Genomic DNA, 26046 nt, shown 5'->3' with positions numbered 1-26046 from the left:
CCACGTCAGACCTTCCAGGAAAGGGAACAGCAATGGCAAAGCAGACGATCTTCGGCCGCATCTCCACCCTCGTGCGGGCGAACATCAACCAGCTCATCGACGACGCCGAGGACCCGCAGAAGATGCTGGACCAGCTCGTGCGCGACTACACGAACAACATCGCCGACGCGAAGACGGCGATCGCGCAGACCATCGGCAACGTCCGTCTGCTCGAGCAGGACCACGAAGAGGACAAGCGCGCCTCGACCGAGTGGGGCCAGAAGGCGGCCAACGCGTCCTCCGCCGCGGACAAGTACCGCGCCGAGGGCAAGACGGCCGAGGCGGACAAGTTCGACAACCTCGCCAAGATCGCGATCGGCAAGCAGATCGCCGCCGAGCAGGAGGTCAAGGACGCCGAGCCGAACCTCGCCTCGCAGAACGAAGCGGTGGAGAAGCTCAAGACCGGGCTCGCCGGCATGGAGCAGAAGCTCGAGGAACTCCGGGCGAAGCGCGACAACCTCGTCGCCCGCTCCAAGACGGCCGAAGCGCAGTCCAAGGTCAACGACGCGCTCGGCAACATCGACGTGCTCGACCCGACGAGCGACCTCGGTCGCTTCGAGGAGAAGGTCCGTCGTGAAGAAGCGAAGGTCCTCGGGCAGCAGGAGCTGCAGTCGTCGAGCCTCGACGCCCAGTTCGAGAGCCTCGAGGACGTGGGCAAGGACGCCGAGGTCGAAGCACGACTCGCCGCGCTGAAGTCCGGCGGCTCGTCGAGCCTCTGACCTTCCCGGACGACGCCGGACCCCACCTGACAGACTGAGACGATGCAGTTCCTCGTGGTCGGTCAGTGGCAGGGTTCGGCGTCGTCGCGCGCGATGCGCCTCGGGGACGGAGCGACCGCGATCGCGGCCGACCTCCCCCGAGCGTCCACCACCGTGGTCGACGTCCCCACCGGTGCCGGCGACCGCCTCGAGACGGCCGTCGCCCGCTACACCTCCGTGCTCGCCGTCGCCGACCGCGTGGCAGAGGAGACCGGCGTCGCGAGCGAACCGGTCCTCGTGGTCGGCGGGGACGGTGCGAGCGTCCTCGGCGCGACCGTGGGCCTCGGCCCCGACACCGCGTTCGTGCGGATCGCGGGGTCCAGCGGGTACCGGCCACTCAATCGTGCGCAACCCGTCGCCGCCGAGACCGCAGCCCTGCGGATCCTCGTCGACCGCGCCGACGAGCTGTTCCCCGCCCTGCCCGTGCTCCCCGCCTCGTCGGTCGTGGTCGCGGGGGTCCGGGGTCTCGACGACGCCGAGGAAGCAGCGCTCGACCGTGCCGGGATCGCCCGGCTCGACGTCGACGCCGCCACCCCGGACGCCCTCGCCGCCGCCGTCGACGCCACCGGTGCCACGTCGGTGTTCGTGCACGTCGACCTCGACGTCCTCGACCCGTCCGAGGTCGACGGCCTGCTCGAACCCGTGCCGTTCGGACTCGACGGCGCCGGGCTGGTCGAGCGGATCCAGGCCGCGACCCGCGGCCGGCGCCTGGCCGGCGCCGCGCTCACCGGATTCGCTCCCGTCGACCCGGACCGTGCAGTGGACGACCTCGGCGTGATCCTGCGCGTCGTCGGGGCGTTGACCAGCGCCTCCCGGGTGGCCTGAGAGCCGAACCGGCGCGCCGGGCGCACCCCATGCCGGTCCGCGTACGCTCGGGCCCATGACGGACTACGACCTCATCGTGATCGGCGCCGGCGCAGTCGGCGAGAACGTGGCGGACTACGCCCACAAGCGCGGCCTGGCGGTCGCGATCGTGGAGTCCGAACTGGTCGGCGGCGAGTGCTCCTACTGGGCGTGCATGCCGTCGAAGGCACTGTTGCGCAGCGGCCACGCCCTGGCCGCGGCGAAGCGCCTGGACGGTGCGAAGCAGGCCGTCACCGGCGAACTCGACGCGGCCCACGTGCTCGCGCGCCGCAACTCGTTCACCTCGGACTGGAAGGACGACGGCCAGGTGTCCTGGCTCGAGTCCGCCGACATCGCCCTGATCCGCGGCCACGCCCGCATCACCGGCGAGAAGACGATCGAGGTCGGCGGCGAGACGCACACGGCCCGCGCCGCCGTCGCGGTCGTGACCGGGTCGCTGCACGCGCTCCCCGACGTGCCGGGACTCGCCGACGCGAAGCCGTGGGGCACGCGCGAGGGCACCAGCGCCCAGCAGGTTCCCGAGAGCCTGCTCGTGATCGGCGGCGGCGTCGCCGGCTCCGAGCTCGCCACCGCCTGGGCGTCGCTCGGTGCGAAGGTCACCCTCGTCGCCCGCCACGGGCTGCTCGGCGGCATGGAGCCGTTCGCCGGCGAGCTCGTCACCGACGCGCTCCGCGAACTCGGCGTCGACGTCCGCACCGGTGTGAGCCCCGTGCGGGTCGACCGCGACGAGCACGGGCTCGTCACCACCACACTCGACGACGACACCACCGTCATCACGAGCGAGGTCCTGGCCGCCACCGGCCGCACCCCGCACACCGCCGACCTGGGGCTCGAGTCCGTCGGGCTCACCGCCGGTGACTGGCTCGAGGTCGACGACACCATGCTCGTGCACGGCACCGACTGGCTGTACGCCGTCGGCGACGCCAACCACCGCGCGCTCCTCACCCACCAGGGCAAGTACCAGGCCCGCGCAGCCGGCGAGGCCATCGCGGCCCGGTACCAGGGCACGCCGCTGCACACCGAGCCGTGGGGTGCCCACGTCGCGACGGCAGACCACGCCGCGGTCCCCCAGGTCACGTTCACCGACCCCGAGGTCGCGAGCGTCGGCCTGACCGAGCGTGCCGCCCGCGAGCAGGGGCTGAACGTCCGTGCCGTGGAGTACGACCTCGGCGGGGTCGCGGGGTCCGCACTGCAGGCCGACGGGTACACCGGGCGGGCCAAGATGGTCGTCGACGAGGACCGAGGGGTCGTCGTCGGGGTCACCTTCGTCGGCCAGGACGTCGCCGAGATGCTGCACGCGGCGACGATCGCGGTCGTCGGCGAGGTCCCGGTCGACCGCCTCTGGCACGCGGTGCCGGCCTACCCGACGATGAACGAGATCTGGCTCCGCCTGCTCGAGACCTACGGTCGACCGGAGTAGGGGTGCGCAACCCGCTCCTGGACTCCCCGGTGTCCCGCGCGGGCTGGCTGTTCGCGACCGCGGTCGGCCTCGCGGTGGGCCTGCCGCTGTCGACCGGGCCCGTCCGGGTCGTCGACGGGTTGATCGTCTGCACGGGGCTGCCGCGGTGGGTGTTCCGCCGCGGTGGCACCTGCGTGGGCTCGGTCTACCTGACCCGCGACAACGACGGGCCCAGGGTGCTCCGGCACGAGCGGGTGCACGTCGCGCAGTGGCGGCGGTACGGCATGCTCATGCCCGTGCTGTACGCCGCCGCCGGCCGTGATCCACTCCGGAACCGCTTCGAGGTCGAGGCCGGTCTGGAGGACGGCGGCTACCGCTGAGCCCCTGCGTCGGCGAGGGCGACGGCTCCCCCTGCCGCCGAGGTTCCACGACATGCGGCCTGCGTCCCGCCGAGGTTCCACGGGCGACTCGTGGGCGCGGTGAGATGCCGAGATTTCGGAACCTCGGGGAACCCGCCGGGCGCGGCGCGGCGGGGCCGGGCGGGGCGGGCGGGCGTCAGGCTGCGGCGGGGCGACGCGGGACGATGAGGGGCGTGCCGGTCTCGGGGTCGGGGACGACCACGCACGGCAGACCGAAGACGTCCTCCACCAGGTCGGCGGTGAGCACGGACGACGGCGGCCCCGCGGCCACGATCGACCCCTGGCGCATCGCGATGACGTGGGTGGCGTAGCGCGCCGCCTGGTTCAGGTCGTGCAGCACCGCGACCACCGTCCGACCGGCGGCGTGCAGCGCGGAGGCCAGTTCGAGCACGTCGTACTGGTGGGCGATGTCGAGGAACGTCGTGGGCTCGTCGAGCAGCACGATGTCGGTCTCCTGGGCCAGGACCATCGCGATCCACACCCGTTGCCGCTGCCCGCCGGAGAGCTCGTCGACGCTGCGGTCGGCCAGGTCGAGGGTCTCGGTCTGCTCGAGGGCGGCCTGCACGGCCCGCCGGTCGGACCCGGAGGACGGGTGCAGCAGGTCCTGGTGCGGGAAGCGCCCGCGGGACACCAGGTCGCGGACGGTGATGCCGTCGGGGGCGATCGGCGTCTGCGGGAGCATGCCGACCCGTCGGGCCACGGCCTTCGGTCGGTACGAGTCGATCGGCGCGCCGTCGAGGTACACGGTGCCGGCGCGCGGCTTGAGGGTGCGAGCGAACGACTTCAGCAGCGTCGACTTGCCGCACGCGTTCGGGCCGACGATGACGGTCAGTTCGCCGTCGGGGACGTCCACGTCGAGCGCGTCCACCACGATGCGGTCGTCGTACGCGAGCGTCAGCCCACGCACGCCCAACGCGGTCGTGGGGAGCTCGGCTGCGGCGTTCAGTTCTCGGCCTTGCCGTGCCGCCAGTACCCCATGAACGCGACCTGCTTCCGGTCGATCCCGACGCCGCGCACCAGGTGCCGACGAAGCTCCTTGACGCAGCCGGCCTCCCCCGCGATCCACGCGTACACCGGACGCTCGTCCACCGGCGCGGGGACGTCCCAGAGCACCTGCTCGTCGACGTCGACGTCGGTCAGCTCGACGGCGTCCCCGCAGGCGGGACCGGCGACGGACGCAGGACCGGCGACGGACGCGGAACCGGCGACGACCGTCGACGCCCAGGCGTGCACCTGGTCGGTCATGCGGACGCCGTGCGTCGCGCCGTTCCGGGCGATCCAGCGGACCTCGACCCCGGCGGGCGCGGTCACGGGCAGCCGGTCGGCGTCGGTCGGCACCTCGATGAAGACGTGGCCGACGGTCGAGACGTCGAGCGCCTCGAGGATGGCGCAGATGGCCGGGGCGGCGGTCTCGTCCCCGGCGAGCAGGATGCGGTTCGCGTGCCCGGGTGCGAACTCGGCGGCACCGGTCGGCAGGTCCTCGGGCGACTCCGGCACGCGGGGCCCGACGATCCGGAGCTCGTCACCGACGCGGCAGGACGACACCCACCGCGATGCGGGTCCGGCGTCGCCGTGCGCGACGAAGTCGATGTCGAGCTCGCGGGCGTCGGGCCGGAACGAGCGGACCGTGTACGTGCGCAGCGGGTTCCGTTCCGCGTCCGGCAGGGCACGCCAGGCGGCGTACCAGTCCTCGTCCTCCGGCAGTTCGGAGAAGCCCACGCCGTCCAGCGGCAGCACGACCTTGATCCGTTGGTCGAGCCCGACCGAGGAGAAGTCCGCCAGGGCATCGCCCGTCAGCGTCACCCGGACGAAGTGCGGGGTGAGGGACGTGACCGCTGCCACACGGACGGAGAAGACGCGGTACCGGGTTGCCACGGATCCGAGTATGGCATGCCTTACCTAACAGCTCCAGAGCCCGCGGACGGTGCGAAGATCGCTTCCGTGCCCGATGCCCCCGACGACGAATTCGCAGACCTGGCCGCCCTCGCCCGCGCGAGCGGCGTGACGGAGCCGCTCCGCGCCTCCAGGCAGGTGGTCCGCACCCACGACGGACAGGAGACGTCCGCCATCCGGTGGGGAGACCGGGAGGCACGGATCACCTACTTGCACGGGCTCGGCATCGACGCCCACAGCTTCGACCAGACCGCGCTCGCCGTCGGCGAGCCGGCGGTCGCCCTCGACCTGCCGGGACACGGCCGGTCGTCGTGGCGGGACGACGCGGACTACGGGGCGTCCGTGACGGCGCCGACCGTGCTCGCCGCGCTCGACGCCCTGCAGGTCCCGCCGGGGATCGTCGTCGGGCACTCCCTCGGCGCGATCCTGGCGGCACGGCTCGCGGCCACGGCACCGGAGCGGGTCACCGGGCTCGTGCTCGTCGACATGTCGCCGGACTTCGCGCAGCGGGCGGTCGACCGGATCGCCCGGGCGCTCGAGGCCGAGGAGCCCTTCGCCACGTTGGACCAGGTCGTCGACCGGGCGATCGAGGCACGCGTCGGCGACGACCGGCACGTGCTGCTCCGCGAGGCTCGCCACACCACGCGGCTCGGCGACGACGGCGCGCTCGTCCGGCGGCACCACTTCCCGCACCTGCCCGCCGGCCGCACGTCGTCGGTGGGGCGCTTCGCCGACGCCTGGCCCGACCTCGAGGCCCTGCGGGTGCCGATCCTGCTCGTCCGCGGCGACCGCGGGTACGTCTCACCGAAGCTGCACGCCGCGTTCGCCGAGCGCCTGCCGGACGCCGAGATCGTGACGGTCACCGCACGGCACGCGGTGCAGAACCAGGCGCCCCTCGAACTCGCTGCGGCGATCCGGGCATGGGCGGGACGTCACGGTTTGTTGCACCGGATCGATGAACCGTCGCGGGACCGTACCGGCCCCCGGTAACCTCGTGCGAGCGCGAGCTGTGACCATCGCCTCGCGTCCGGAAGGAACCCACACCCCATGAGTCCGCTCCTGCACCGCCGTACCGCCCGGGCTGCGCGCACCACGCGCATCGGACGTGCTGCCCTCGCCGCCACCGCGGTCGCCGTCGTCTCCGCCCTCGCGCTGACCGGCTGCTCCGGCTCGTCGAACGAGAACGGCGGCGCCGACGCCACCGTGCGCGTCGGCCTGGTGCTCGAACCGACCAGCCTCGACATCCGCACGCAGTCCGGTGCAGCGCTCGACCAGGTGCTCATCGACAACGTGTACCAGGGCCTCGTCGGCCGGACCGCCGACGGCGACATCCGCGACGTGCTGGCCTCCGAGCACGAGGTCTCCGACGACGGCCTGACCTACACGTTCACGCTGCGCGACGGCATCACGTTCCAGGACGGCAAGGACGTCACCGCGGCCGACGTCGTGTGGTCGCTCGAGCAGGTCAAGTCGAACGAGACCTACGTGGACTCCGCCAAGCTCGCCGGCGTCACCTCGATCACCTCCCCGTCGACCGGTGTGGTCCAGCTCGAGCTGGCGAAGCCCGACTCGGACCTGCTCTGGAACCTGACCGGCCGCTCCGGACTGGTGCTCGAGAAGGCCGCGACGAACGACCTGTCGGACACCGCCAACGGCACCGGCCCCTACGAGGTCGCGAGCTGGAAGCAGGGCGACTCGCTCACCTTCGAGCGCAACGACGACTACTGGGGCGCGAAGGCGAAGGTCGCGAAGATCGTCTTCCGGTACATCACCGACCCGTCGACGGCCGTCAACGCGATGGCGAACGGGGACCTCGACGTCCTCAACCCGGTCGACGGCACGCTGAAGAGCCAGCTCCAGGGGAACGCCGACATCGCGCTGCACAGCGGCAAGACGACGGACAAGTACACGCTGGCGTTCAACGACCGCAAGGAACCGTTCACCGACAAGCGGGTGCGCCAGGCGATCCGGCAGGCGATCGACCCGAAGGCGCTCATCAAGGCCATCGGCGGCACGGGCGTCGAGCAGGGCGGTCCGATCCCGGAACTCGACCCCGGGTACGAGGACCTGACCGACATCGACGCGTACGACCCCGACAACGCGAAGCGGCTCCTCGCCGCTGCCGGGCAACAGGACCTCGAGCTCACGCTCACCTACGCGAACGTCTACCCGGCGACCATCGGCGACGTGCTGAAGTCGCAGCTCGCCGACGTCGGGATCACCCTGACCGTCAAGCGCGTCGACTTCGCGACCTGGCTGTCCTCGGTGTTCCAGGCACCGAAGTCGGGCGAACGTGACTTCGACCTGTCGATGGTCGACCACGTCGAGGCCCGCGACTTCGGCAACTGGGCGAACCCCGACTACTACTTCGGCTACGACAACGCCGAAGTGCAGTCGCTCTACGCCGAGTCGATCGCGGCGACCGACGAGGCCACCAAGACCGAGGCCCTGCGCAAGGCCGCGAAGATCGTGAGCGAGGACGCCGCCGGCGAGTGGCTCTACACGGCCACCGAGATCACCGCGGTGCGGACCGGCGTCACGGGCTTCCCCGTCGACGGCGGCAACTCGAGGCTCGACCTGTCGAAGCTCGCCGTCAAGTGAGCCGACCCGCTGCCGGAGCTCCGAGCACGTGACCCGGTTCCTGGTCGGCAGGCTGCTGCTGCTCGTCGTCGGGCTGCTCGTCGCGAGCGTCATCATCTTCGCGACCCTGCGGGTGCTGCCCGGCGACGTCGCGCAGGTCGTCGCCGGCACCCAGTCGACCCCGGCGCAGGTCGAGCAGCTCCGGCAGCAGCTCGGCCTCGACCGGCCGGTCGTGGTGCAGTACCTCGACTGGATCGGCGGGGTGTTCCGCGGCGACCTCGGTCGGTCCCTCGTGACGAACGGGCAGGTCGCGCCGGAGATCGCGCAGAAACTGGCGATCACCCTGCCGCTCGCGGGCATGTCGCTCGCGACCGCGCTCGTGATCGGCGTCCCCCTCGGGGTCGTCGCCGCGGTGCTCCGCCGTCGGCCGGGCGGCGCCGTCATCGGGTTCGTCGCGCAGGCCGTCGCCGCCGTCCCGGTCGTCTGGGCCGGCATGCTGCTCGTCGCCCTGTTCGCCGTCACGCTGCACTGGCTGCCGACGCAGGGCTTCCCGCTCGACGGCTGGTCCGAGCCGGGCCGGGCGTTCGCCTCGCTCGTGCTCCCCGCCCTGACCATCGGCGCGGTCGAGGGTGCCGTCATCCTGCGCTTCACCCGGTCGGCGACCCTGTCGGTGCTCGACGCGGACCACGTCCGCACCGCTGCCGCGATCGGCCTCACCCGCACGCAGGCACTGCTCCGGCACGGGCTGCCGTCGGTCGCCCTCACGGTGCTCGCCGTGCTCGGGGTGCAGATCGCCGGGCTGCTGGTCGGGGCCGTCGTCGTCGAGCAGCTGTTCTCGCTGCCCGGGGTCGGGCGCATGCTCGTGACCGACGTCGGCCGCCGCGACATCACCAAGGTGCAGTCCGAGCTCCTCGTGCTCACCGGACTGGTGCTGCTCGTCGGGTTCGCCGTCGACGTCGTGCACCGCACCCTCGACCCACGCCAACGCGAGGTGTCCGGGTGATCCGCCGTTTGCTGTCCCGCCCCACCGGGGTCTTCGCCGTCGTCGTGCTCGGTCTGCTCGTGGTGCTCGCCGCGGTGTCGCTCGTGTGGACGCCGCAGGACCCGTTCCGCGCCGACCCGTTCCACCAGTGGGAGGGTCCGAGCGCCGCGCACTGGTTCGGCACCGACGCCGCCGGCCGCGACATCGCGAGCTACCTGCTCGCCGGCACCCGCACCACCGTGCTCGTCGCCGTCGGGGCCGGGGTGATCGCCAGCGTCGTCGGCATCGTCCTGACCGCGATCGGGTCGCTCACCGCCCGCTGGGTGCGCGAGGGCACGGCCGTCCTGCTCGACATCCTGGTGGCGTTCCCGACCCTGCTGACCGCGATGCTCCTGACCGCGGTGTTCGGCGGGTCGCTCGGGGTCGTCATCGTCAGCGTCGGGCTGTCCTTCGGGGTGACGATCGCCCGGGTCGCCCGCGGCGAGATCCGCCGCATCGCCCGCAGCGACTACGTCACCGCGGCCCGCGCCTCCGGTGTCGGTGGTGCCGGGGTGCTGTTCCGCCACCTGGTGCCGAACGCCGCGCCGCTGTTCACCGTGCAGCTCTCGCTCGCGATGGCCACCGCGGTCCTCGCCGAGGCCGGCCTGTCGTACCTGGGCTACGGCGCCGGGTCGGACACGGCGTCGTGGGGCAGCCTGCTGTCCGACCTGCAGACCTACATCGGGGTGCACCCGTGGAGCGCCACCTGGCCCGGAGCCGCGATCGCGCTGGTCGTCGCCGCGCTCTCCCTGCTCGGCGACGCGATCCGAGACGCCACCGACCCGCGTCTGACGACGAACGACCGCGCAGCGGACGGCGACCGCCGTCCGGACGCGGCCACGACCGCCCCCGGGGTGACCGCATGACCGACCGCAGCCACAGCCGCAGCGACACCGGCACCGGCGGGCTCGAGGTGGTGGGGCTCTCCGTCCGCATCACGGGGCGGACGATCCTGGACGACGTGACGTTCACCGTGCCTCCCGGCGAACGCGTGGGCGTGATCGGCGCGTCCGGATCCGGCAAGTCGATGACCTCGCTCGCCCTGATGGGACTGGAGCCCACCGGGGCGACCGTCACCGGCAGCATCCGCCTGGACGGCACCGAACTCGTCGGCCTGCCCGACCGGCAGCGCGCACGGCTCCGCGGGGCCGGCATCGGCATGGTCTTCCAGGAGCCCGGCACCGCCCTCGACCCGCTGCGTCGCGTCGGCACGCAGATCGCCGAGCCCCTGCGGCTGCACCGGGGACTCGACCGGCGGGCGGCGCGTGCGGCGGCGACCGCGCTGGCGGCGGACGTCGGACTGCCGGATCCGGAGTCGCTGCTGCGCCAGTACCCGCACCAGCTGTCCGGTGGGCAGCGCCAGCGGATCTGCATCGCGATGGCGATGGCCGGGCAGCCCGCGTACCTGGTCGCCGACGAACCGACGACGGCGCTCGACGTCACGACCGAGGCACGGATCCTCGACCTCTTCGAAGGGTTGTCGGCCGGCATGGTCTTCGTCACGCACGACCTGGCGGTGCTCGCCCGGATCGCCGACACCGCCGTCGTGCTCGACGCCGGCCGGGTCGTCGAGCAGGGCTCGGTCGCGTCGCTGCTCGCGGCGCCGCAGCACCCCGCGACCGTCGCGCTCGTCGATGCCGCGCGCGCGACCGCCCGTCGTACCCGTCCGTCCGGAGGCTCCGCATGACCGCCGTCCTCGACGGAGTCGGGCTGCACCGCACCTACCGACTCCCCCGCCGCGGGCCCTTCGAACCCGGCCCCGTGCGCACCGCCGTCGACGGCGTCGACCTGACGGTCGCCCCCGGCCAGCGGCTCGGGATCGTCGGCGAGTCGGGATCCGGCAAGTCGACCCTGGTTCGGCTGCTCGCCGGCCTGGAGGCACCTTCCGCGGGTTCCGTGACCGCCTCCGGTCGTCCGGTGGTGGCGTCCGGGTCCGCGGGTGCGATGCGCTGGTTCCGTCGCGAGACCGGGGTGCTGTTCCAGGACCCGTACGCGTCGCTCGACCCGCGGATGCGCGTCGGCGCGATCATCCGCGAACCGTTGCGGGCGCTCCGGGTGGAGGGTTCGCACGCCGCGCTCGTCCGGGACGTCCTCGAACGGGTCGACCTGCCGGCGGACGCCGTCGACCGCTACCCGCACGAGTTCTCCGGCGGCCAGCGGCAGCGCATCGCCATCGCGCGGGCGGTGGTGCACGGTCCGCGGATCCTGTTCGGGGACGAACCGATGAGCGCGCTCGACGTGGTGGTGCGGGCACGGGTCATCGACCTGTTCCGCTCGCTCGCCGACGACCTCGGGCTGACGCTGGTGCTGGTGTCGCACGACATCGGCGTGGTGCAGCGGCTGTGCGACACCGTCGCGGTGATGTCGGCGGGGCGCATCGTGGAGCACGGGCCGGTCGGGCTGCTCGACGCGCCGGTGCACCCGGTGACGCGGGCGCTGGTCGAGGCCGCGCCGACCCTGCCGTAGCGCGGGCGGCGGCGCGGTCAGGCGGTCCAGGCCGCCGGGTGCCGCCGCTGCCACCGCAGCCGACGCTCGAGCTGGGCCCCGATCGCGAGCAGGACCCGCTCGCCCCCTGGCCGCCCGATCAACTGGACGCCCATCGGCAGGCCGCCACCGTCCGGGTGGTCGTCGGCGGTGACCCCGACGGGCAGGGTGATCGCCGGCAGCCCCGCCACGTTCGCCATCGAGGTCCACGGCGAGTAGGCGCACTGGCGGCGGAAGTCCTCGTCCGGGTCGTCGCCGTACCAGCCGAGCGGCCGCGGGGTCAGCGCGAGCGTCGGTGACAGCACCGCGTCGAGCCGGTCGAACGCGCCGATCAGCGTCGCCGAGAACGTGTCGAGCGTGGTCATCGCGTCGAGCACCTGCGTGCCGGTGAGCCGCCGTCCCCGTTCCACGAGCCACGCCACCAGGGGCGTCAGCGCGGTCAGGTCGATGCCGGGGACCATCGGCAGCCGCGCCGCAGAGCTCTCCCAGGCCACCCGGAACGCGTCGGCGTACGGCGCCCGGGGCATCTGCACGTCCTCCACGCCGTGCCCCACCTCGCCGAGGACCCGCACCGCGGTCTCGACGGCAGCGCGCGCCGCGGGGTCGACCACCACGTCGACGGTGTCGTCCCACGGTGAGCCGTCGAGCAGTCCGACGACGAAGCGCCCCTCGCCGCGGACGGCCGCCGCGGTGAACGGGCCGTCACCCACGTCCGGCGTGACCAGGGCGTACGGTGCCGGTTCCGCCAGCCCGGTCGGCGCCACGAGCGCGTCGAGCAGCATCCCGGCGTCCGCGACCGACCGGGTCAGCGGCCCGGCGACGGACAGTCCACCGACGCCGGAGCGACCGGGCATCGACGGCACCCGCCCACGGCTCGGCTTGAGGCCGACGAGTCCGGTCGCGGCGGCCGGGATCCGGACCGATCCCCCACCGTCGGACCCGACGGCCGCCGGCAGCAGTCCGGCCGCGACGGCGACCGCCGCACCGCTCGACGACCCGCCGGGCGCACGGCTCGTGTCGTACGGGTTCCGCGTCACCCCGAACCGGGTCTCCGACGACGAGGACATCCCGAACTCGGGCGACGTCGTCTTGCCGAGGCTCACCGTGCCGGCCGCGTCGAGCGCGGCGACCAGCGGGTGGTCGGCCCCGGCGGGGCGCTCCGGCAGGCTCGCGGTGCCGCTGCGCGTGGGGACCCCGGCGCGGTCGTACAGGTCCTTGTCGGCGGACGGGAGGCCCCACAACGGTCTGGACGTCGGCACCAGGTGGCCGAGACGGTCGGCTCTCGTGCGCGCTGCGTCCGCCGTGACCGTCACGAACGCGCCGAGGGCTGGGTCGAGGCGCTCGATGCGGGCGAGGTAGTGCTCGGTCACCTCGAGCGCGGTCGCCTCCCCCCGGCGGATCCAGTCCCAGAGTTCCTGTGCGGCGAGGTGGTGGAGTTCGAACACGGTTCCCGAGCCTAGGCGGCGTCGGTGCTGGTCGTGCGTCAGTCCTGGTCGTACCGGTAGAAGCCGCGGCCGGTCTTCACGCCCAGGTCGCCGGCCTCGACGTACTGACGGAGCAGCTGCCGCGGACCCTCGGGCAGGTGCGGGTCCTCGGCCGCGTAGTGCTCCTCGATGTCCAGGACGACGTCGAGCCCCACCTGGTCCATCATCCGGAACGGACCGGCGGGCGACCCGGTGTTCACCGCGAACATGGCGTCGACGTCCTCGGGCGTGGAGACCCCGTCGGCGACGACCGCCAGGGACTCGCGTTTGACGGCCGCCCAGATGCGGTTGAAGATGAACCCGGTCGACTCCCTGCGTGCGACGAACGGGCGGACGCCGTAGGTCGGCAGGACCTCGAGCAGCAGGTCGACGACCGCGGGGTCGGTCTCGCCGTCGCTCATCAGGTCGACGGCGTTCTGCGCCGGCGGCATGTAGAAGTGCATGTTCAGCACACGCTCCGGATGCTCGACCTCGTCGATCATCAGTCGGCTCGCGTACGACGACGAGTTGCTCGCCAGGATCGTGTCCGCCCCGACGGCGCGGTCGAGCTGGCCGAACACCGTGGTCTTGAGGTCGATGCGCTCCGGGATCGCCTCGACGACGAGCCACGCACCGGCGACCGCCTCGTCCAGGTCGTCGAACGCGCGGACGGTGCCGACCGCGCCGCCGTCCCGCGCGGCGGCGAGCGCCGGGAGCTCGCGCTCGACGTACTCGACGGCGGCCGTGCGGACCGGTTCGGCGAGGTCGTACACGCGGGACTCGCCGCCGGCGCTGGCGAACATGAGCGCGATGCGCCGGCCGAGGGTCCCACCGCCGATCACGGTGACGGGTCGGTTGCGGATGTCGGTCGGCAGGGGGAAGCCCATGGTGTCCTTCGTTCTCGGGTGTACGTTCGATACACAACGTACTCAGTACGGATCGTACTGCAACCGACAAGGAGTTCCCATGCAGGCCTCGGACGTCCTCCGCCACGCCACCACGCCCCTCACCGCGCCGGTGTACCCGCTGCGACCGACGCGCTTCACCGACCGCGAGTACTTCAACGTCGTGTACCGGACCGACCCCGACGCCCTCCGTGCCGTCGTGCCGGAGCCGCTGCGGGTCGAGGCACCCCTGGTCCGGTTCGAGGTCATGAAGATGGGCGACGTCGACGGGTGCGGCCCGTACGTCGAGTCCGGTCAGGCGATCCAGGTCGCCCTCGACGGCGAGGTCGGCGAGTACCTGCACGCCATGTACCTCGACAACTCCGCCGCGACGCTCGCCGGTCGCGAACTGAGCGCCTACCCGAAGGTGCTCGGGACCCCGGGCTTGCGGGTCGACCAGGGCGCCCTCGTCGGCACGCTCGACCGCGGTTCCGAACGGGTGGCGACGGCGACCATGGCGTACCAGTGGGAGCCGATGGACCCGGTCGAGGCCGCGGCGCAGATCACGGTGCCGACCTGGATGGTGAAGCTCGTCCCCGACGTGACGACCCTGGGGCTGCGGGCCGCCGACCTCGTGCGGACCGAGATCACCGACATCGTCGTGAAGGGGGCCTGGACCGGGTCCGCCCGACTGCAACTGTTCGAGCACGCCCTCGCGCCGATGGCGGACCTGCCGGTGCTCGAGGTCGTCAGCGCCTCACACGTCCTGACCGACCTGACGCTCGCGCCGGTACGGTCCGTGCACGACTACCTGGCGGACCCGCGCCGGTCGGACGACGCCTCCTAGGATGAACCGGTGTCCCCACGAGTGAGCGACGACCCCGCCGCACGCGCCCGACCCGTCCGGCGGCGCAGCAGCACCCGTGCGGAGCTCGTCCGCGCCGCCGAGGCGCTGTTCGACGAGACCGGCTCGGCCTCGGCCAGCGTCGAGGCGATCGTCGCGCGTGCGGGCTTCACGCGCGGGGCCTTCTACTCGAACTTCGCGACGACCGACGAGCTCTTCTTCGCGGTGTACGAAGCGCAGGAGGCCGTGGTCGTCGAGCGGCTCGAGGACGGCTTCCGGGCAGCGCTCGACGCGACCGACCAGCAGTCCGTCGACGCGATCGTCTCCGGGGTCCTCGGTGGCCTGCCACCCGAGGGCAAGTGGTACGCGATCCGCTCGGTCCTGCTGTCGCGGGCACGCCACGAGCCCGAGCTCCGGGCGCTGCTCCGCACGCACACCGACGCCTTCCACGCCGCGCTCGAACCGCTGCTCGTCGAGTCGGTCACGGCGCAGGGCCGACGCCTCACCGTCGCGCCGGACGTCTTCACCCGTGCGGTCGTCGCCGCGCACGTCGGCGCGGTCAGCCAGACGGTGCTCTACGACGACGCGGCGACCATCCGCGTCGCGGCGGTGCGGGGTGCGCTCCTCGGGCTCAGCGAGCCGACGCACTGAACCCGGGCACGAGTCCGACCGGCAGCCGGCCCGCGCGACGCGGGGCGGGCCTCCCGGTCGGACCGTGACGGCGGACGGTCAGACGCCCAGGTGGGCGGCGAGCACGTCGCGGACGCTCGTCCACCCGTGCGGACCGTAACGGTCGTCGTCGACGTGGTGCAGTTCGGCCTCGCCGCTGAACATGCTCACGAAGTACTGCATGCCCTGCCACGCCGGGAACGGTTCGGCGTCGTCCTTCGACAGCCGCCGACCGACCCGGGCCATCGCCGACAGCGTGCCGGTCGTGCCCGCCCACTGCAACCGGAACGGCGTGCCGGTCAGCCGTGACATCGTGTCGGCGATCGACCGTGCCGTGACGCGGTCCCCCGCGACCTCGACCACACGGGGTGCGTCCGCGTCGAGTGCGACGAGCGCCGTCACGCGTGCGACGTCGTCCTTCGTGGTGAAGTCGAGGACCTGGTCGGCCGACGACCAGTAGAGGACCCGCTGGCGGTCGAACAGGATCATCGGCGCCTGACCGGTGAGCATGTCCGTGAACGCCCCGTTCAGCACGGACGTCGCACGGATCGGAGCGGCGTCGAGGGCGGCGGCGAACTCGCGGCGGAGCTCGAAGTTGCGGTTCGAGCCGGGGGTGATCGACCGGTAGTCGGCGGCGTAGTCCGAGGGGATGAACCGCGGGACGCCGGCCTCGACCGCGGCGTCGAGCAGGGCGCGCTGCGCGTCGACGATCACGGCGCGGGTGCCGCTCACCGCGGAGACGACGACGTCGACCCCGGCGAGCGCCGCCACCAGGGCCGGTCGGTCCGTGTAGGCGGCGGTGACCACGTCGATGCGGTCGTCGTCGGCGAAACGGCGCTGTGCTGCGTCGCTGCTCGGGCGGGTCAGGACGCGGACGCGGGTGTCGTGCTGCAGGAGCTCGTGCACGATGCGTCCGCCGAGGTCTCCGGTGGCGCCGGCGACGAGGACGGTGGTGGTCATGGCGGCCACGCTACGGGTGCGTGGGTGCGGCGGGCACAGGTGTGGTGGTGGCGGCGCGGTGGCGGCAGTGCGGTGGCCCTATCCTGCGGAGGTGGACACGACTCTCCCCTCCGGCACGACGAAGCGCCGGATCGAGCTCCGGCTCGCTCGCCCCCTGCTCACCTGGTTCGCCCGCCCGACCGTCACGATCGACGGGGTCGGGCACCCGGCGCAGTGGGGCACCGGCACGTGGGCGGTCGCCGACGACGGCCGGACCGCGATCGGGGTGTACCTGTTCAACCGGGCATGGCGCTTCGGTGCGGCGACGCTGTCCGTCGGCGACGCCGCCGTGCTCGAGTACCACGCTGGCCTGTTCCCTCTCGGCGCGGGCAGGCTGACGCCGGTGCCGGGCCGAGACTCGCGCTGAACGACACTCCTCGCAGCGCGGGACCCGAGGAGTGTCGCTGAGCCCGAGACCCGGGCCGGGCCGTCGGTGCTACTCGTGCTCGATGTCGGAGAACAGGCCGGTGAACGTGGCGCCCGTCCCGCCGAGCCGCTCGAAGAACGCGCCGGCCTCGGCGGTCGCCACCGCGTCGGACGCGTCCCCGTACGACGCGAAGTACAGGTCGAGGGTGCGGTGGGCCGGGGTCGGGGTGCCGTCCTCCTTCGGCCAGACCTTCGCCGCCTCGAGCCGCTGCAGGCCCGGCAGCTTCGCGGCGAGGGACTCGAGCTCCACGTAGGACTGCTCGAACGCGGACGGGTCGGCCGGGTTGTCGATGATCAGGGTGATCTTCGTGGTCATGGTGTGCTCCTGGAGGTGTCGGTGGGACAGCGAGACGGTGCAGCGCCCACTCCACTCCGTTCTGCGCACCGCTGCCCGGGATCGGCTACTCGAACATCTCGGCGAGGAGCGCGTGCGGGTCACCGTCGACGACGTGTGCCGAGGGCGGCTCCGGCCAGTGCGTCGTGCCGTCGTCCGGCCAGCACGGCACGACGTGGAAGTGCAGGTGCCGCACGCTCTGCCCGGCATCGGCGCCGGAGGCCTGCAGCACGACGGTCCCGGTGGCGCCGAGCGCACCCCGCATCGCCCGTGCGACCCGCTGCACGAGCGCGGCGGTGGCGGCCAGTGCCACCGGTGCGGCGCCGAGCAGGTCGTCGGCGTGCTCGACCGGCGCGACCAGGGTGTGCCCGGGTGCGAGCGCCGACCCGGGCAGCGGCGCGAACGCCACGGCGTGCTCCTCGCGCTCGACCCAGACGGCCGGTTCGTCGCCGGCGATGATCGCGCAGAAGACGCAGGGTTCCATCCGACCAGTGTGCTGCACCCGGAGCCCCGGGCACTCTGAGCACGGTGCCGTGCGGACGCCGCCACGTGGGACGATTGGCGCATGACCGCCACGCTCGTCGCCAAGGGCCTGTCCGGCGGGTACGCCGCACGCACGCTGTTCGACTCCCTCGACCTCACGGTGGCGCCGGGCGACGTGATCGGCGTGGTCGGCGTGAACGGCGCCGGCAAGTCCACGCTGCTCCGGCTGCTGGCCGGCGTCGACGAGCCCCTGGCCGGCACGGTGTCGCTCGCACCCACCGACGCGTTCGTCGGCTGGCTCCCCCAGGAGCACGAACGGATCGCCGGCGAGACCGTCGCCGGCTACATCGCCCGCCGGACCGGCTCGGCCGAGGCGACCGAGGCCATGGACGCCGCGGCGGCGGCGCTCGGCGACCCGGACGCCGGGGACGCCGCCGCAGACCGCTACTCGACGGCGCTCGACCGCTGGCTCGCCGCGGGCGCCGCCGACCTCGAGGACCGCATCCCCGCCGTCCTGGCCGACCTCGGCCTCGAGACCGGAGCCGGTGACGACGGCGTCGGACCGGACTCGCTCATGACCGCGCTGTCCGGTGGGCAGGCCGCTCGGGTCGGGCTGGCGGCGCTGCTGCTGTCGCGGTTCGACATCGTCCTGCTCGACGAGCCCACGAACGACCTCGACCTCGACGGGCTGGACCGGCTCGAGGGGTTCGTCCGGGGCCTGCGCGGCGGCGTCGTGCTCGTCAGCCACGACCGGGAGTTCCTGGCGCGCTCGGTGACGAGCGTCCTCGAGCTCGACCTGGCGCAGTCGTCCAACCGGCTGTTCGGCGGCGGGTACGACTCGTTCCTCGAGGAGCGCGAGATCGCCCGGCAGCACAAGCGAGACGCGTACGACGACTACGCCGCGACCAAGGCCGACCTGGTCTCCCGCGCCCGGACGCAGCGCGAGTGGTCGAGCCAGGGCGTGCGCAACGCGATGAAGAAGGCCCCCGACAACGACAAGATCCGCCGGAAGGCCGCCTCGGAGTCGAGTGAGAAGCAGGCGCAGAAGGTGCGGCAGATGGAGTCCCGCATCGCGCGGCTCGACGAGGTCGAGGAACCACGCAAGGAGTGGCAGCTCGAGTTCACGATCGGCAGCGCACCGCGGTCGTCCGCGGTCGTGGCAACGCTGTCCGACGCGACCTTCACGCAGGGCGACTTCACCCTCGGTCCGGTGTCGCTGCAGGTCGACGGCGGCGACCGCATCGGGATCATCGGACCGAACGGCGCCGGCAAGTCCACGCTGCTGCGTGCGCTGCTCGGCAAGCAGGTGCCGACGACCGGCACGGCCTCGCTCGGATCGAGCGTCGCCGTCGGCGAGGTCGACCAGGCCCGTGCGGCCTTCACCGGCGACCAGTCGCTCGCCGCGGCGTTCGAGGCGATCGTGCCCGAGTACACGACCGCCGACGTCCGGACGCTGCTGGCGAAGTTCGGGTTGAAGGCGGACCACGTCGGGCGTCCCGCGTCGGCGCTCTCCCCCGGCGAACGGACCCGCGCCGGACTCGCGCTGCTGCAGGCCCGCGGGGTGAACGTGCTCGTGCTCGACGAGCCGACCAACCACCTCGACCTGGTGGCGATCGAGCAGCTCGAGCAGGCGCTGGAGTCCTACGACGGCACCCTGCTGCTCGTCACGCACGACCGGCGCATGCTGGAGACCGTCCGCCTCGACCGGCAGTGGCACGTCGACGCCGGCCACGTCACCGAACGCTGACCGACACCACGAGCACACACCCAGACGACGAGCGCACGCTGGACCAGGAGCACAGGGGGATGCCGATGCGACGCAAGACCTGGATCGCCGTGGCCGCAGGCGCCGCTGCGGTCGCCGTCGCGGCCGTCGTCGTCGGGGTGACCGCCGACCGGCCAGACGCCGACCCGACCCACGTCGCACGGGCCACCCCGACCGCGACGCCGACGCCGACCCCCACCCCGACGCTCGCGGCCGTCCCCCGAGCGCCGTCGGCCGCCACCCTCGCCGCCCTGCCGTTGACGTTCCACGACGGCGTCGTCCCGGAACTCCTCGACGGCGGGGACGTCCGCCCCACGGACACCTGGCAGATCGCCACCCCGCGGCACGACCTCGTGGCCCTGTACGCCAGCCCGTCGAGCCGCGCGCGTCCGGTGGCCACGCTCTCGCACCTGGTGTCGACGATCGACCTGCCCGCCGCCACCGCGGTCTGGGGCCGGTCACCCGGTGCCGACGGCGGCATGCTCCTCGTCTCGACCCCCGCCCGGAACCGCACTCCGGGCGACGGCGGTGACCCGGACGCGCCGAGTGCCACGTTCGCCTGGGCGCGGGCCGCCGACTTCACCATCGCCGACACCGACCGGATGATCCGCGTCGACGTCGCCCGGAGCACGGTGTCGGTCGTCACCCGGAGCGGTGACGTCACCTCCACCGAGGCGGCTCGGCTCGGTACTCCCGAGGACCCCACGCCGACCGACACCGCCACCTACGTCGAAGCGGCGTACGTGGACACCCGCGTGACCTACACGCAGGGCAACCCGATCATCCTGACCGGGGCGCACTCGTCACGGATCCCGTCGTACGGCGGCAACGCGGCCCTGACGGCGCTGCACTACTACCCCGACCCGACCGGCAGCTCGCACGGGTGCGTGCGGATCTCAGCGGAGATGACCCGCACCCTCGCCGCACTGCCGGTCGGCACCCCGATCCGGTTCAGCTAGCGGCCGCCGCCGAGCCCGAGCCGCTCGACGACCTCGGCGCTCTCCTCCTCCGGAGTGCGGTCGGCGGCGATCGTCAGGTGCGCCTCGTCGTCCTGGGGCGGCTCGAGCGTCGCGAGCTGGGACTGCAGCAGCGACGTCGGCATGAAGTGCCCCGAACGCTGCGACATCCGCTGTTCGATGAGCGCACCGTCACCCGCCACGTGCACGAACACCACCCCGGGTGCCCGCAGCACGTCCCGGTAGGACCGCTTCAGCGCCGAGCAGGTCACGACACCGTGCGTGCCGGCGTCGAGGTGCCCGCGGATCCAGCCGGCGACGACGTCGAGCCACGGCCAGCGGTCCTCGTCGGTGAGCGGTGTGCCGGCGTGCATCTTGTCGACGTTCGCCTGCGGGTGCATCGCATCGCCCTCGGCGAAGTCCCACCCGAGTTGCTCAGCGACCATCGCCGCGACGGTCGACTTGCCCGAACCGGAGACCCCCATGACGACCAGGACGCGCGCATCCAGAGCGGAGTCGCCGCTCATCGGATGAACACCCCGGCCAGCAGGACCCCGAGCAGACCGAGCACCGAGATGAGGCACTCGAGCACCGTCCACGTCTTGAAGGTCTGCCCCACGGTGGTGTTGAGGTAGCCCTTGACGAGCCAGAACCCGGCGTCGTTCACGTGCGAAAGGAACACCGACCCGGCACCGATCGCCAGCACGAGCAACGAGGTCATCGGCGAGGACAGGTCGGCCGCGATCGGCGCCATGATGCCCGCCGCGGTGACGGTGGCGACCGTGGCCGACCCGGTCGCGACGCGCACCAGTGCCGACACGACCCAGGCGACGAGGAGCACCGAGATGCCGGAGTCCTTCACGGCGTCCGCGATCACCCCGCCGATGCCCGTGTCGATGAGCACCTGCTTGAAGCCACCGCCGGCACCGACGATGAGCAGCACGCCGGCGACCGGGGGCAGCGCGCTCTCGAGCGACTTCGCCACGGCGGACCGGTCCATGCCGCCGCCGATCGCGAAGAAGACCATCGCGTAGATCGCGGCGATGCCGATCGCGATCATCGGCGACCCGAGGAAGTCGAGCAGGCTCACCCACGAGCCGGCGGCATCGGGCATCGTGGCCTCGCGGATCGCCTGGGCGAGCATGAGGACGACGGGCAGCAGGATGCCGACGAGCGCGACGGTGAAGGACGGGCTGCGCGGCTCGCTGATGACGCGCGTGAAGTCGCTCTTGCCGTTGGGCAGGGACGCGGTGTCCTGCGTGGTGGGGCCGCGCCGGGCCTCCCGTCCGCCCGAAGCGGGGTCCTGCGGACCGGACGCCGACCCGGAGTCCGAACCACGCGACCCGAACAGGTCGGGGGCCGGGATGTCGACCCAGCGTGCCGCGAACTGCGCGAAGACCGGACCGGCGAGCACGATCACCGGGATCGCCAGAACGATGCCGAAGGCGAGCGTGGTGCCGAGGTTCGCGCCGACGGTCGAGATGGCGACGAGCGGCCCGGGGTGCGGCGGGACGAACGCGTGCATCGTCGACAGGCCGACCAGGGCGGGCACGGCGATCTTCATGATCGGCACGGAACTGCGCTTGGCGACCAGCACGATGATCGGGATGAGGAGCACGAGGCCGACCTCGAAGAACATCGGCAGGCCGATCAGCGCACCGATCAGGGCCATCGTCCACGGCAGCGCGGCCTTCGACGACCTGCGGACGAGGGTGTCGACCACGCGGTCGGCAGCGCCGGAGTCGACGAGCATCTTGCCGAACATCGACCCGAGGCCGACCAGGATGCCGACGCTCGTCATCGTCGCGCCGAAGCCGTTGCCGAAGCTCGTGACCGCCTTGTCGGGCGCGAGCCCCGCACCGATGCCGACGCCCAGGGCACCGATCACGAGCGCGATGAACGGGTGCACCTTGAGCCAGGTGATGAGCGCGATGATCACGACGATGCCGACGAGGGCCGCGATGATCAGCTGCGGGATCGGACCGGACGGGTCGACCGTCTCGGTGCCGCCACCCTCGGCGGCGAGGACCGCGCCGACGGGGTGCGCGAGCGCGTGGACTGGAGGGTGAGGCATCGGTGCCCCTTCCTGGAGCCGCTGCCGCGCGGCTCCGTCGCCTTCGTGTCGAGGGCGGCTGGCGCTGCACGAGCCGACCCTCAATAATCTGATTAATCAGACTATACGACGATCCGCCGCGCGCCATCCGCCCTCGGACGCAGTCTGCCGTTTCGATGGGACCGACGTCACGCCAACCGCGCGACACGTACTGCATGGAGGAACGATGCCCCCCGCACGCGGACTGCACGCCCACGTGCTCGACACCCTCGGGCAGCGCATCGTCGACGGCGCGCTGGAGCCCGGCACGGTGGTCCGCCCCGAACTCGTGGCGGACGAGTTCGGCGTGTCCCGGTCGGTCGTCCGCGAGGCGCTCCGCGTCCTGCAGTCCCTCGGACTCGTCGAGCCCCGGCAGCGCGTGGGCACGCAGGTGCTCGGCATCGGGTCGTGGGAGCTGCTCGCGCCGACGGTCATCCGGTGGCGCGGCGCATCGCCCGCCTACTTCGTGCAGCAGCGGGAACTGCTCGAGCTGCGGCTCGGCGTCGAACCCGTCGCGGCGTCGCTCACCGCCGGCGGATCCGGGGCGTCTGCCGTCCTCGACGCCGCGCAGGACATGCTCGCCGCCTGCGCGCGCGAGGACAGCCGCGCGTACCTCGAGGCCGACGTCCGCTTCCACCGCGCCCTGCTCAGCGGGTCCGGCAACGCCGTCTTCGCGCACTTCGCGGGCACCGTCGAGGCGCTGCTGCGCACCCGCACCTCGGAGTCGCGCGACACCATCACGCGCTGGACGCGCGAGGCCGCCCTCCGGCACGAGGCCGTCGGACACGCGCTGGTCGCGGGCGACGGAGCCGCCGCGGCGGCCGCGACGACCGCGCTCGTCGGTGTCACGCGCGACGAGTTCATCGCCGAGGCCCCGCACGGTTGACGGGGTGTGCGGGGGCGGGCGAGGGGCGGCACGCCGTGCGCTGACCGTCGAGGTTCCACAACACGCCGTGCGCTGGTCGTCGAGGTTCCACAACACGCGCGATCGCACGCCGAGATGCGCAGATCTCGGAACCTCGGCGCGGCCCGAGACACGACCGAACGACGGACGACCGCCCGGCTACTTCCGGGCGAAGAGGCGCGGACCGCGCAACCGCAGGCGCATGGTCACCGTGCCGAGCCACCGGTCGTACTTGTAGCCGACCTTGCCCATGCGACCGACCTCCTCGAAGCCGAGCCGCTCGTGCAGGCGGATCGAGGCCTCGGCCTGCCGGTCGGCGATCACCGCGACGACCTCGCGGACCCCGGCGGACCGGCACTCGTCGAGCAGCGCCTCCATGAGTGCACGCCCGAGCCCCTTGCCGCCGGACGCCGCTCCCAGGTAGATCGAGTCCTCGACCACGCGGTTCGACCGGTCGCGCGGGTTCCAGGCGTCGACCAGCGCGTAGCCGAGGATCTGCCCGGCGGGGTTCTCCGCGACCAGGAAGGGCAGCTTGCGCTTCCGGATGTCGTCGTAGCGCTGCTTCCAGCGGGCGAAGGTGAACGCCGACGGGTCGAAGGTCACCGACGAGTTGCGGACGTAGTGCGTGTGGATCTCACGCACGTCGGGCAGGTCGCTCACCTCGGCGGCACGGATCCGGTACTCGAACGCGGTCTCGCTCGCCGGACGGGCACGCAGGTGTCGCGGCAGGACCCGCCGTCGCTGGTATTCCTCCTCGAGCACGTGCCGAGCCTAGTGAGCGCGGCGCGTCAGCGCCCGGCCAGCGACCAGTCGACCGGCGTCGCGCCCTGCTCCTCGAGCAGCGCGTTGACCTGCGAGAACGGACGGCTGCCGAAGAAGCCCCGCGAGGCGCTCAACGGGCTCGGGTGGGCCGACGCAACCACCGGGGTGCCACCGAGCAGCGGACGGACGGACGCGGCCTGCGCGCCCCAGAGCACGGCGACGAGCGGGGTCCCCCGGCCGACCAGTGCGCGGACGGCCTGGTCGGTGACGGCCTCCCAGCCCTTGCCGCGGTGGCTGCCGGCATCGCCCGCGCGGACCGTGAGCACCCGGTTGAGCAACAGGACGCCCTGGTCCGACCACGCACGCAGGTCACCGTGCGCGGGTGGGGTCACGCCGACGTCGGCGCTGAGCTCCTTGTAGATGTTCGCCAGACTGCGCGGCACCGGGCGGACGGCCGGGTCGACGGCGAACGACAGTCCGATCGGGTGGCCGGGCGTCGGGTAGGGGTCCTGCCCGACGACGAGCACCTTGACGGCGTCGAACGGCGTGGTGAAGGCTCGGAGCACGTCGGCGCCGGCCGGCAGGTAGGTACGGCCAGCCGCTGTTTCGTCACGGAGCCAGGCACCCATGCGGTGCACGTCGTCCTCGACCGGAGCGAGTGCCGACGCCCAGCCGGGGTCGACCAGGTCTGCGAGCGGTCGTGGTTCCACGACGGCTACGCGCCCATCGTGGCGACGGCCACGGACTCCTCGCCGGCCATGACGCGCCAGACGCTGCCGGTGCCCCGGACCTCGAGCGCGCCCTCGCCGACGACGAGTGCGGTGTCCTCGTCGATCGCCAGGCCGGCGGTGACGAACTCGGCCTCGGCGCTGGCGATGAGACGGGCGAGCGTGCCGGCCTGCACAGCGTGGACGTCGATGGTCAGGTCGACCAGGCCGAGGCCCTCGCGGAGCTCGACCTCGTCGAGGCCCTCGGAGGCTTCCCCGGGGCAGATCTCGACGCCGCCGATGCGCCAGCCGCCGACGAGCGCGCGGTCGGCGGCGATCATCGCGCCAGCGGAGTAGCCCAGGTAGGGCAGGCCGTCGGCGACGAGCAACCGGAGTTGGTCGACGAGCGGGGCGATCGCGCCGAGGTAGTCGGGCGTGACGCCGCCACCGACGACGAGCGCGTCGACGTCGCTCAGCACGGTCGTGTCGAACACCTGGCCGGCTGCGACCTCGGTCACGACGACCTCGGCCGCGCGGGCACCACCGAGCACCTCGGCGATGTCGGCGGTCGACGACGGGCTGCCGCCGTCGGGGCCGGCGACGGAGAGCAGGGCGATGCGCGGGACCGTCCGGCCGACGGCAGCCGACCGTGCGGTGGCCTCGGCGAGGAAGGGCGCTGCGGCGTCCGAGGCGGCGAAGCGTCCGCCGCCGACGAGGTGGATGCTCACGACTCGGCCGTCACCGGTGCGAGGGCGCTCCACGGGAAGGTGATCCAGCCGTCGACGCGGCGCCAGACGTGGTCGGGCTCGAGGACGGTGCCGGGCTTCGAGTACAGGCACGCGCTGCGGACGTCGGCACCGGCGTTCCGGATGATGTCGACCACCAGGCGCAGAGTCCGACCGGAGTCCGACACGTCGTCGACGACGAGCACGCGCTTGCCGGCCAGGCTCGGGGCGTCGAGCGCGGGTGCGAGCACGACGGGCTCGTCCAGGCGCTGCTCGACGTCGGTGTAGAACTCGACGTTGATCGAGCCGCACTCCTTGGTGCCGAGCGCGTACGCCACGGCACCGGCGATGATCAGCCCGCCACGGGCGACGGCGACGACGACCTCGGGCTCGAAGCCGGAGGACAGCACGTCCTTCGCGAGCAGGCGTGCGGCGTCACCGAACTCCAGCCATCCGAGCACCTCGGGCCCGCTCGTCACGGTCACGGTCGACTGAGCCGGCGCCGTGGGCTCGGGTTCGCTGCTGATCGGCATCCGACCACGGTACCGGCAGGGACCCCGCGCCCGCGACCCGTGG

General features: G+C 72.8%; 29 protein-coding genes. 16 read left to right on the top strand and 13 right to left on the bottom strand.

Annotation, left to right across the window (positions count from 1 at the left end):
- Positions 1-32: 32 nt before the first annotated feature.
- From EDF63_RS07360 to EDF63_RS07345, 4 genes are read left to right on the top strand one after another with little or no spacing between them, the layout of a single operon-like run.
- The gene (locus EDF63_RS07360; protein ID WP_123312378.1) at positions 33-758 is read left to right on the top strand and encodes a PspA/IM30 family protein; all 726 of its coding nucleotides are present in this window, start codon (positions 33-35) and stop codon (positions 756-758) included.
- A 42-nt stretch (positions 759-800) separates the two neighbouring features.
- A complete protein-coding gene (locus EDF63_RS07355; protein ID WP_123312377.1) occupies positions 801-1622 on the top strand; it encodes an arginase family protein in 822 nt (273 codons plus the stop codon).
- Positions 1623-1677: 55 nt separating this feature from the next.
- Positions 1678-3081: an NAD(P)/FAD-dependent oxidoreductase gene (locus tag EDF63_RS07350; RefSeq protein ID WP_123312376.1), complete on the top strand. Its 1404-nt coding sequence runs from the start codon at positions 1678-1680 to the stop codon at positions 3079-3081.
- A 2-nt stretch (positions 3082-3083) separates the two neighbouring features.
- Entirely contained in the window at positions 3084-3440 is a 357-nt protein-coding gene (locus EDF63_RS07345; RefSeq protein ID WP_123312375.1) for a Fe-S oxidoreductase, read from the top strand.
- Between the two features lie 175 nt (positions 3441-3615).
- Here the strand turns inward: EDF63_RS07345 and EDF63_RS07340 are convergent, their stop codons facing one another.
- Positions 3616-4392, bottom strand: coding sequence for an ABC transporter ATP-binding protein (locus tag EDF63_RS07340; RefSeq protein ID WP_395871593.1), 777 nt, complete (start codon positions 4390-4392; stop codon positions 3616-3618).
- Positions 4393-4421: 29 nt separating this feature from the next.
- Positions 4422-5354 (bottom strand): siderophore-interacting protein, encoded by a 933-nt coding sequence (locus tag EDF63_RS07335; RefSeq protein ID WP_260233012.1) that lies wholly within the window; start codon positions 5352-5354, stop codon positions 4422-4424.
- 66 nt (positions 5355-5420) lie between these two features.
- Here EDF63_RS07335 and EDF63_RS07330 point away from each other — a divergent pair, with 66 nt between their 5' ends.
- Genes EDF63_RS07330 through EDF63_RS07305 form a run of 6 tightly spaced genes read left to right on the top strand, consistent with a single transcriptional unit; the run spans position 5421 to position 11439 of the window.
- The gene (locus tag EDF63_RS07330) at positions 5421-6362 is read left to right on the top strand and encodes an alpha/beta fold hydrolase (protein WP_185021332.1); all 942 of its coding nucleotides are present in this window, start codon (positions 5421-5423) and stop codon (positions 6360-6362) included.
- 57 nt (positions 6363-6419) lie between these two features.
- The gene (locus EDF63_RS07325) at positions 6420-7973 is read left to right on the top strand and encodes an ABC transporter substrate-binding protein (protein ID WP_123312372.1); all 1554 of its coding nucleotides are present in this window, start codon (positions 6420-6422) and stop codon (positions 7971-7973) included.
- 28 nt (positions 7974-8001) lie between these two features.
- Positions 8002-8955, top strand: coding sequence for an ABC transporter permease (locus EDF63_RS07320; RefSeq protein ID WP_123312371.1), 954 nt, complete (start codon positions 8002-8004; stop codon positions 8953-8955).
- Complete coding sequence (locus tag EDF63_RS07315; RefSeq protein ID WP_123312370.1) at positions 8952-9839, top strand: ABC transporter permease; 888 nt, start codon at positions 8952-8954, stop codon at positions 9837-9839. Before EDF63_RS07320 ends, EDF63_RS07315 begins: the two co-directional genes overlap by 4 nt.
- Positions 9836-10660, top strand: coding sequence for an ABC transporter ATP-binding protein (locus EDF63_RS07310; protein WP_123312369.1), 825 nt, complete (start codon positions 9836-9838; stop codon positions 10658-10660). The genes EDF63_RS07315 and EDF63_RS07310 overlap by 4 nt, the downstream gene beginning before the upstream one ends.
- A complete protein-coding gene (locus EDF63_RS07305; RefSeq protein WP_123312368.1) occupies positions 10657-11439 on the top strand; it encodes an ABC transporter ATP-binding protein in 783 nt (260 codons plus the stop codon). The genes EDF63_RS07310 and EDF63_RS07305 overlap by 4 nt, the downstream gene beginning before the upstream one ends.
- Before the next feature lie 17 nt (positions 11440-11456).
- Here the strand turns inward: EDF63_RS07305 and EDF63_RS07300 are convergent, their stop codons facing one another.
- Together EDF63_RS07300 and EDF63_RS07295 are read right to left on the bottom strand one after the other, a co-directional pair.
- Positions 11457-12902: an amidase gene (locus EDF63_RS07300; RefSeq protein WP_123312367.1), complete on the bottom strand. Its 1446-nt coding sequence runs from the start codon at positions 12900-12902 to the stop codon at positions 11457-11459.
- A gap of 38 nt (positions 12903-12940) precedes the next feature.
- Positions 12941-13807 (bottom strand): 3-hydroxyacyl-CoA dehydrogenase family protein, encoded by an 867-nt coding sequence (locus EDF63_RS07295; protein ID WP_123312366.1) that lies wholly within the window; start codon positions 13805-13807, stop codon positions 12941-12943.
- Positions 13808-13886: 79 nt separating this feature from the next.
- On the opposite strand from EDF63_RS07295, the gene EDF63_RS07290 reads away from it, so the two are divergent.
- Together EDF63_RS07290 and EDF63_RS07285 are read left to right on the top strand one after the other, a co-directional pair.
- Positions 13887-14651: an acetoacetate decarboxylase gene (locus EDF63_RS07290; protein WP_123312365.1), complete on the top strand. Its 765-nt coding sequence runs from the start codon at positions 13887-13889 to the stop codon at positions 14649-14651.
- A gap of 9 nt (positions 14652-14660) precedes the next feature.
- On the top strand, positions 14661-15299 hold the full coding sequence (locus EDF63_RS07285; RefSeq protein ID WP_123312364.1) for a TetR/AcrR family transcriptional regulator: 639 nt from the start codon (positions 14661-14663) through the stop codon (positions 15297-15299).
- Between the two features lie 78 nt (positions 15300-15377).
- On the opposite strand, the gene EDF63_RS07280 is transcribed toward EDF63_RS07285, so the two are convergent.
- Positions 15378-16277, bottom strand: a complete 900-nt coding sequence (locus tag EDF63_RS07280; protein ID WP_123312363.1) for an NmrA family NAD(P)-binding protein — start codon at positions 16275-16277, stop codon at positions 15378-15380.
- A gap of 91 nt (positions 16278-16368) precedes the next feature.
- Between EDF63_RS07280 and EDF63_RS07275 the strand changes: the two genes are divergently transcribed.
- Positions 16369-16683, top strand: a complete 315-nt coding sequence (locus tag EDF63_RS07275) for a hypothetical protein (RefSeq protein ID WP_123312362.1) — start codon at positions 16369-16371, stop codon at positions 16681-16683.
- Positions 16684-16752: 69 nt separating this feature from the next.
- On the opposite strand, the gene EDF63_RS07270 is transcribed toward EDF63_RS07275, so the two are convergent.
- Positions 16753-17058, bottom strand: a complete 306-nt coding sequence (locus EDF63_RS07270; RefSeq protein ID WP_123312361.1) for an EthD family reductase — start codon at positions 17056-17058, stop codon at positions 16753-16755.
- 85 nt (positions 17059-17143) lie between these two features.
- On the bottom strand, positions 17144-17560 hold the full coding sequence (locus EDF63_RS07265) for an HIT family protein (protein WP_123312360.1): 417 nt from the start codon (positions 17558-17560) through the stop codon (positions 17144-17146).
- A gap of 81 nt (positions 17561-17641) precedes the next feature.
- On the opposite strand from EDF63_RS07265, the gene EDF63_RS07260 reads away from it, so the two are divergent.
- Together EDF63_RS07260 and EDF63_RS07250 are read left to right on the top strand one after the other, a co-directional pair.
- Complete coding sequence (locus tag EDF63_RS07260; protein WP_123312359.1) at positions 17642-19306, top strand: ABC-F family ATP-binding cassette domain-containing protein; 1665 nt, start codon at positions 17642-17644, stop codon at positions 19304-19306.
- Positions 19307-19371: 65 nt separating this feature from the next.
- On the top strand, positions 19372-20283 hold the full coding sequence (locus EDF63_RS07250; RefSeq protein WP_185021331.1) for a L,D-transpeptidase: 912 nt from the start codon (positions 19372-19374) through the stop codon (positions 20281-20283).
- Here the strand turns inward: EDF63_RS07250 and EDF63_RS07245 are convergent.
- Complete coding sequence (locus tag EDF63_RS07245) at positions 20280-20807, bottom strand: gluconokinase (protein ID WP_123312356.1); 528 nt, start codon at positions 20805-20807, stop codon at positions 20280-20282. The two genes, EDF63_RS07250 and EDF63_RS07245, sit on opposite strands and share 4 nt — an antisense overlap.
- The gene (locus EDF63_RS07240) at positions 20804-22354 is read right to left on the bottom strand and encodes a GntP family permease (RefSeq protein ID WP_221180540.1); all 1551 of its coding nucleotides are present in this window, start codon (positions 22352-22354) and stop codon (positions 20804-20806) included. The genes EDF63_RS07245 and EDF63_RS07240 overlap by 4 nt, the downstream gene beginning before the upstream one ends.
- A 205-nt stretch (positions 22355-22559) precedes the next feature.
- On the opposite strand from EDF63_RS07240, the gene EDF63_RS07235 reads away from it, so the two are divergent.
- Positions 22560-23258 carry a FadR/GntR family transcriptional regulator gene (locus EDF63_RS07235; protein ID WP_123312355.1) on the top strand — a complete coding sequence of 233 codons (699 nt, stop codon included), beginning with the start codon at positions 22560-22562 and terminating at the stop codon, positions 23256-23258.
- Between the two features lie 177 nt (positions 23259-23435).
- Here EDF63_RS07235 and EDF63_RS07230 read toward each other — a convergent pair whose 3' ends face one another.
- From EDF63_RS07230 to EDF63_RS07215, 4 genes are read right to left on the bottom strand one after another with little or no spacing between them, the layout of a single operon-like run.
- Positions 23436-24038 (bottom strand): GNAT family N-acetyltransferase, encoded by a 603-nt coding sequence (locus EDF63_RS07230; RefSeq protein ID WP_123312354.1) that lies wholly within the window; start codon positions 24036-24038, stop codon positions 23436-23438.
- A 26-nt stretch (positions 24039-24064) separates the two neighbouring features.
- Entirely contained in the window at positions 24065-24748 is a 684-nt protein-coding gene (locus tag EDF63_RS07225; protein ID WP_123312353.1) for a uracil-DNA glycosylase, read from the bottom strand.
- A 5-nt stretch (positions 24749-24753) separates the two neighbouring features.
- On the bottom strand, positions 24754-25473 hold the full coding sequence (locus EDF63_RS07220; protein WP_123312352.1) for a Type 1 glutamine amidotransferase-like domain-containing protein: 720 nt from the start codon (positions 25471-25473) through the stop codon (positions 24754-24756).
- Positions 25470-26003, bottom strand: coding sequence for a phosphoribosyltransferase (locus EDF63_RS07215; protein WP_173168683.1), 534 nt, complete (start codon positions 26001-26003; stop codon positions 25470-25472). Before EDF63_RS07215 ends, EDF63_RS07220 begins: the two co-directional genes overlap by 4 nt.
- Positions 26004-26046 lie beyond the last annotated feature (43 nt).

The sequence above is a fragment of the Curtobacterium sp. JUb34 genome (assembly GCF_003755065.1).
GTDB lineage: Bacteria > Actinomycetota > Actinomycetes > Actinomycetales > Microbacteriaceae > Curtobacterium.
The sequence above is the reverse complement of the archived record's forward strand: the minus strand, read 5'-3'. Positions and strand labels throughout refer to the sequence as shown.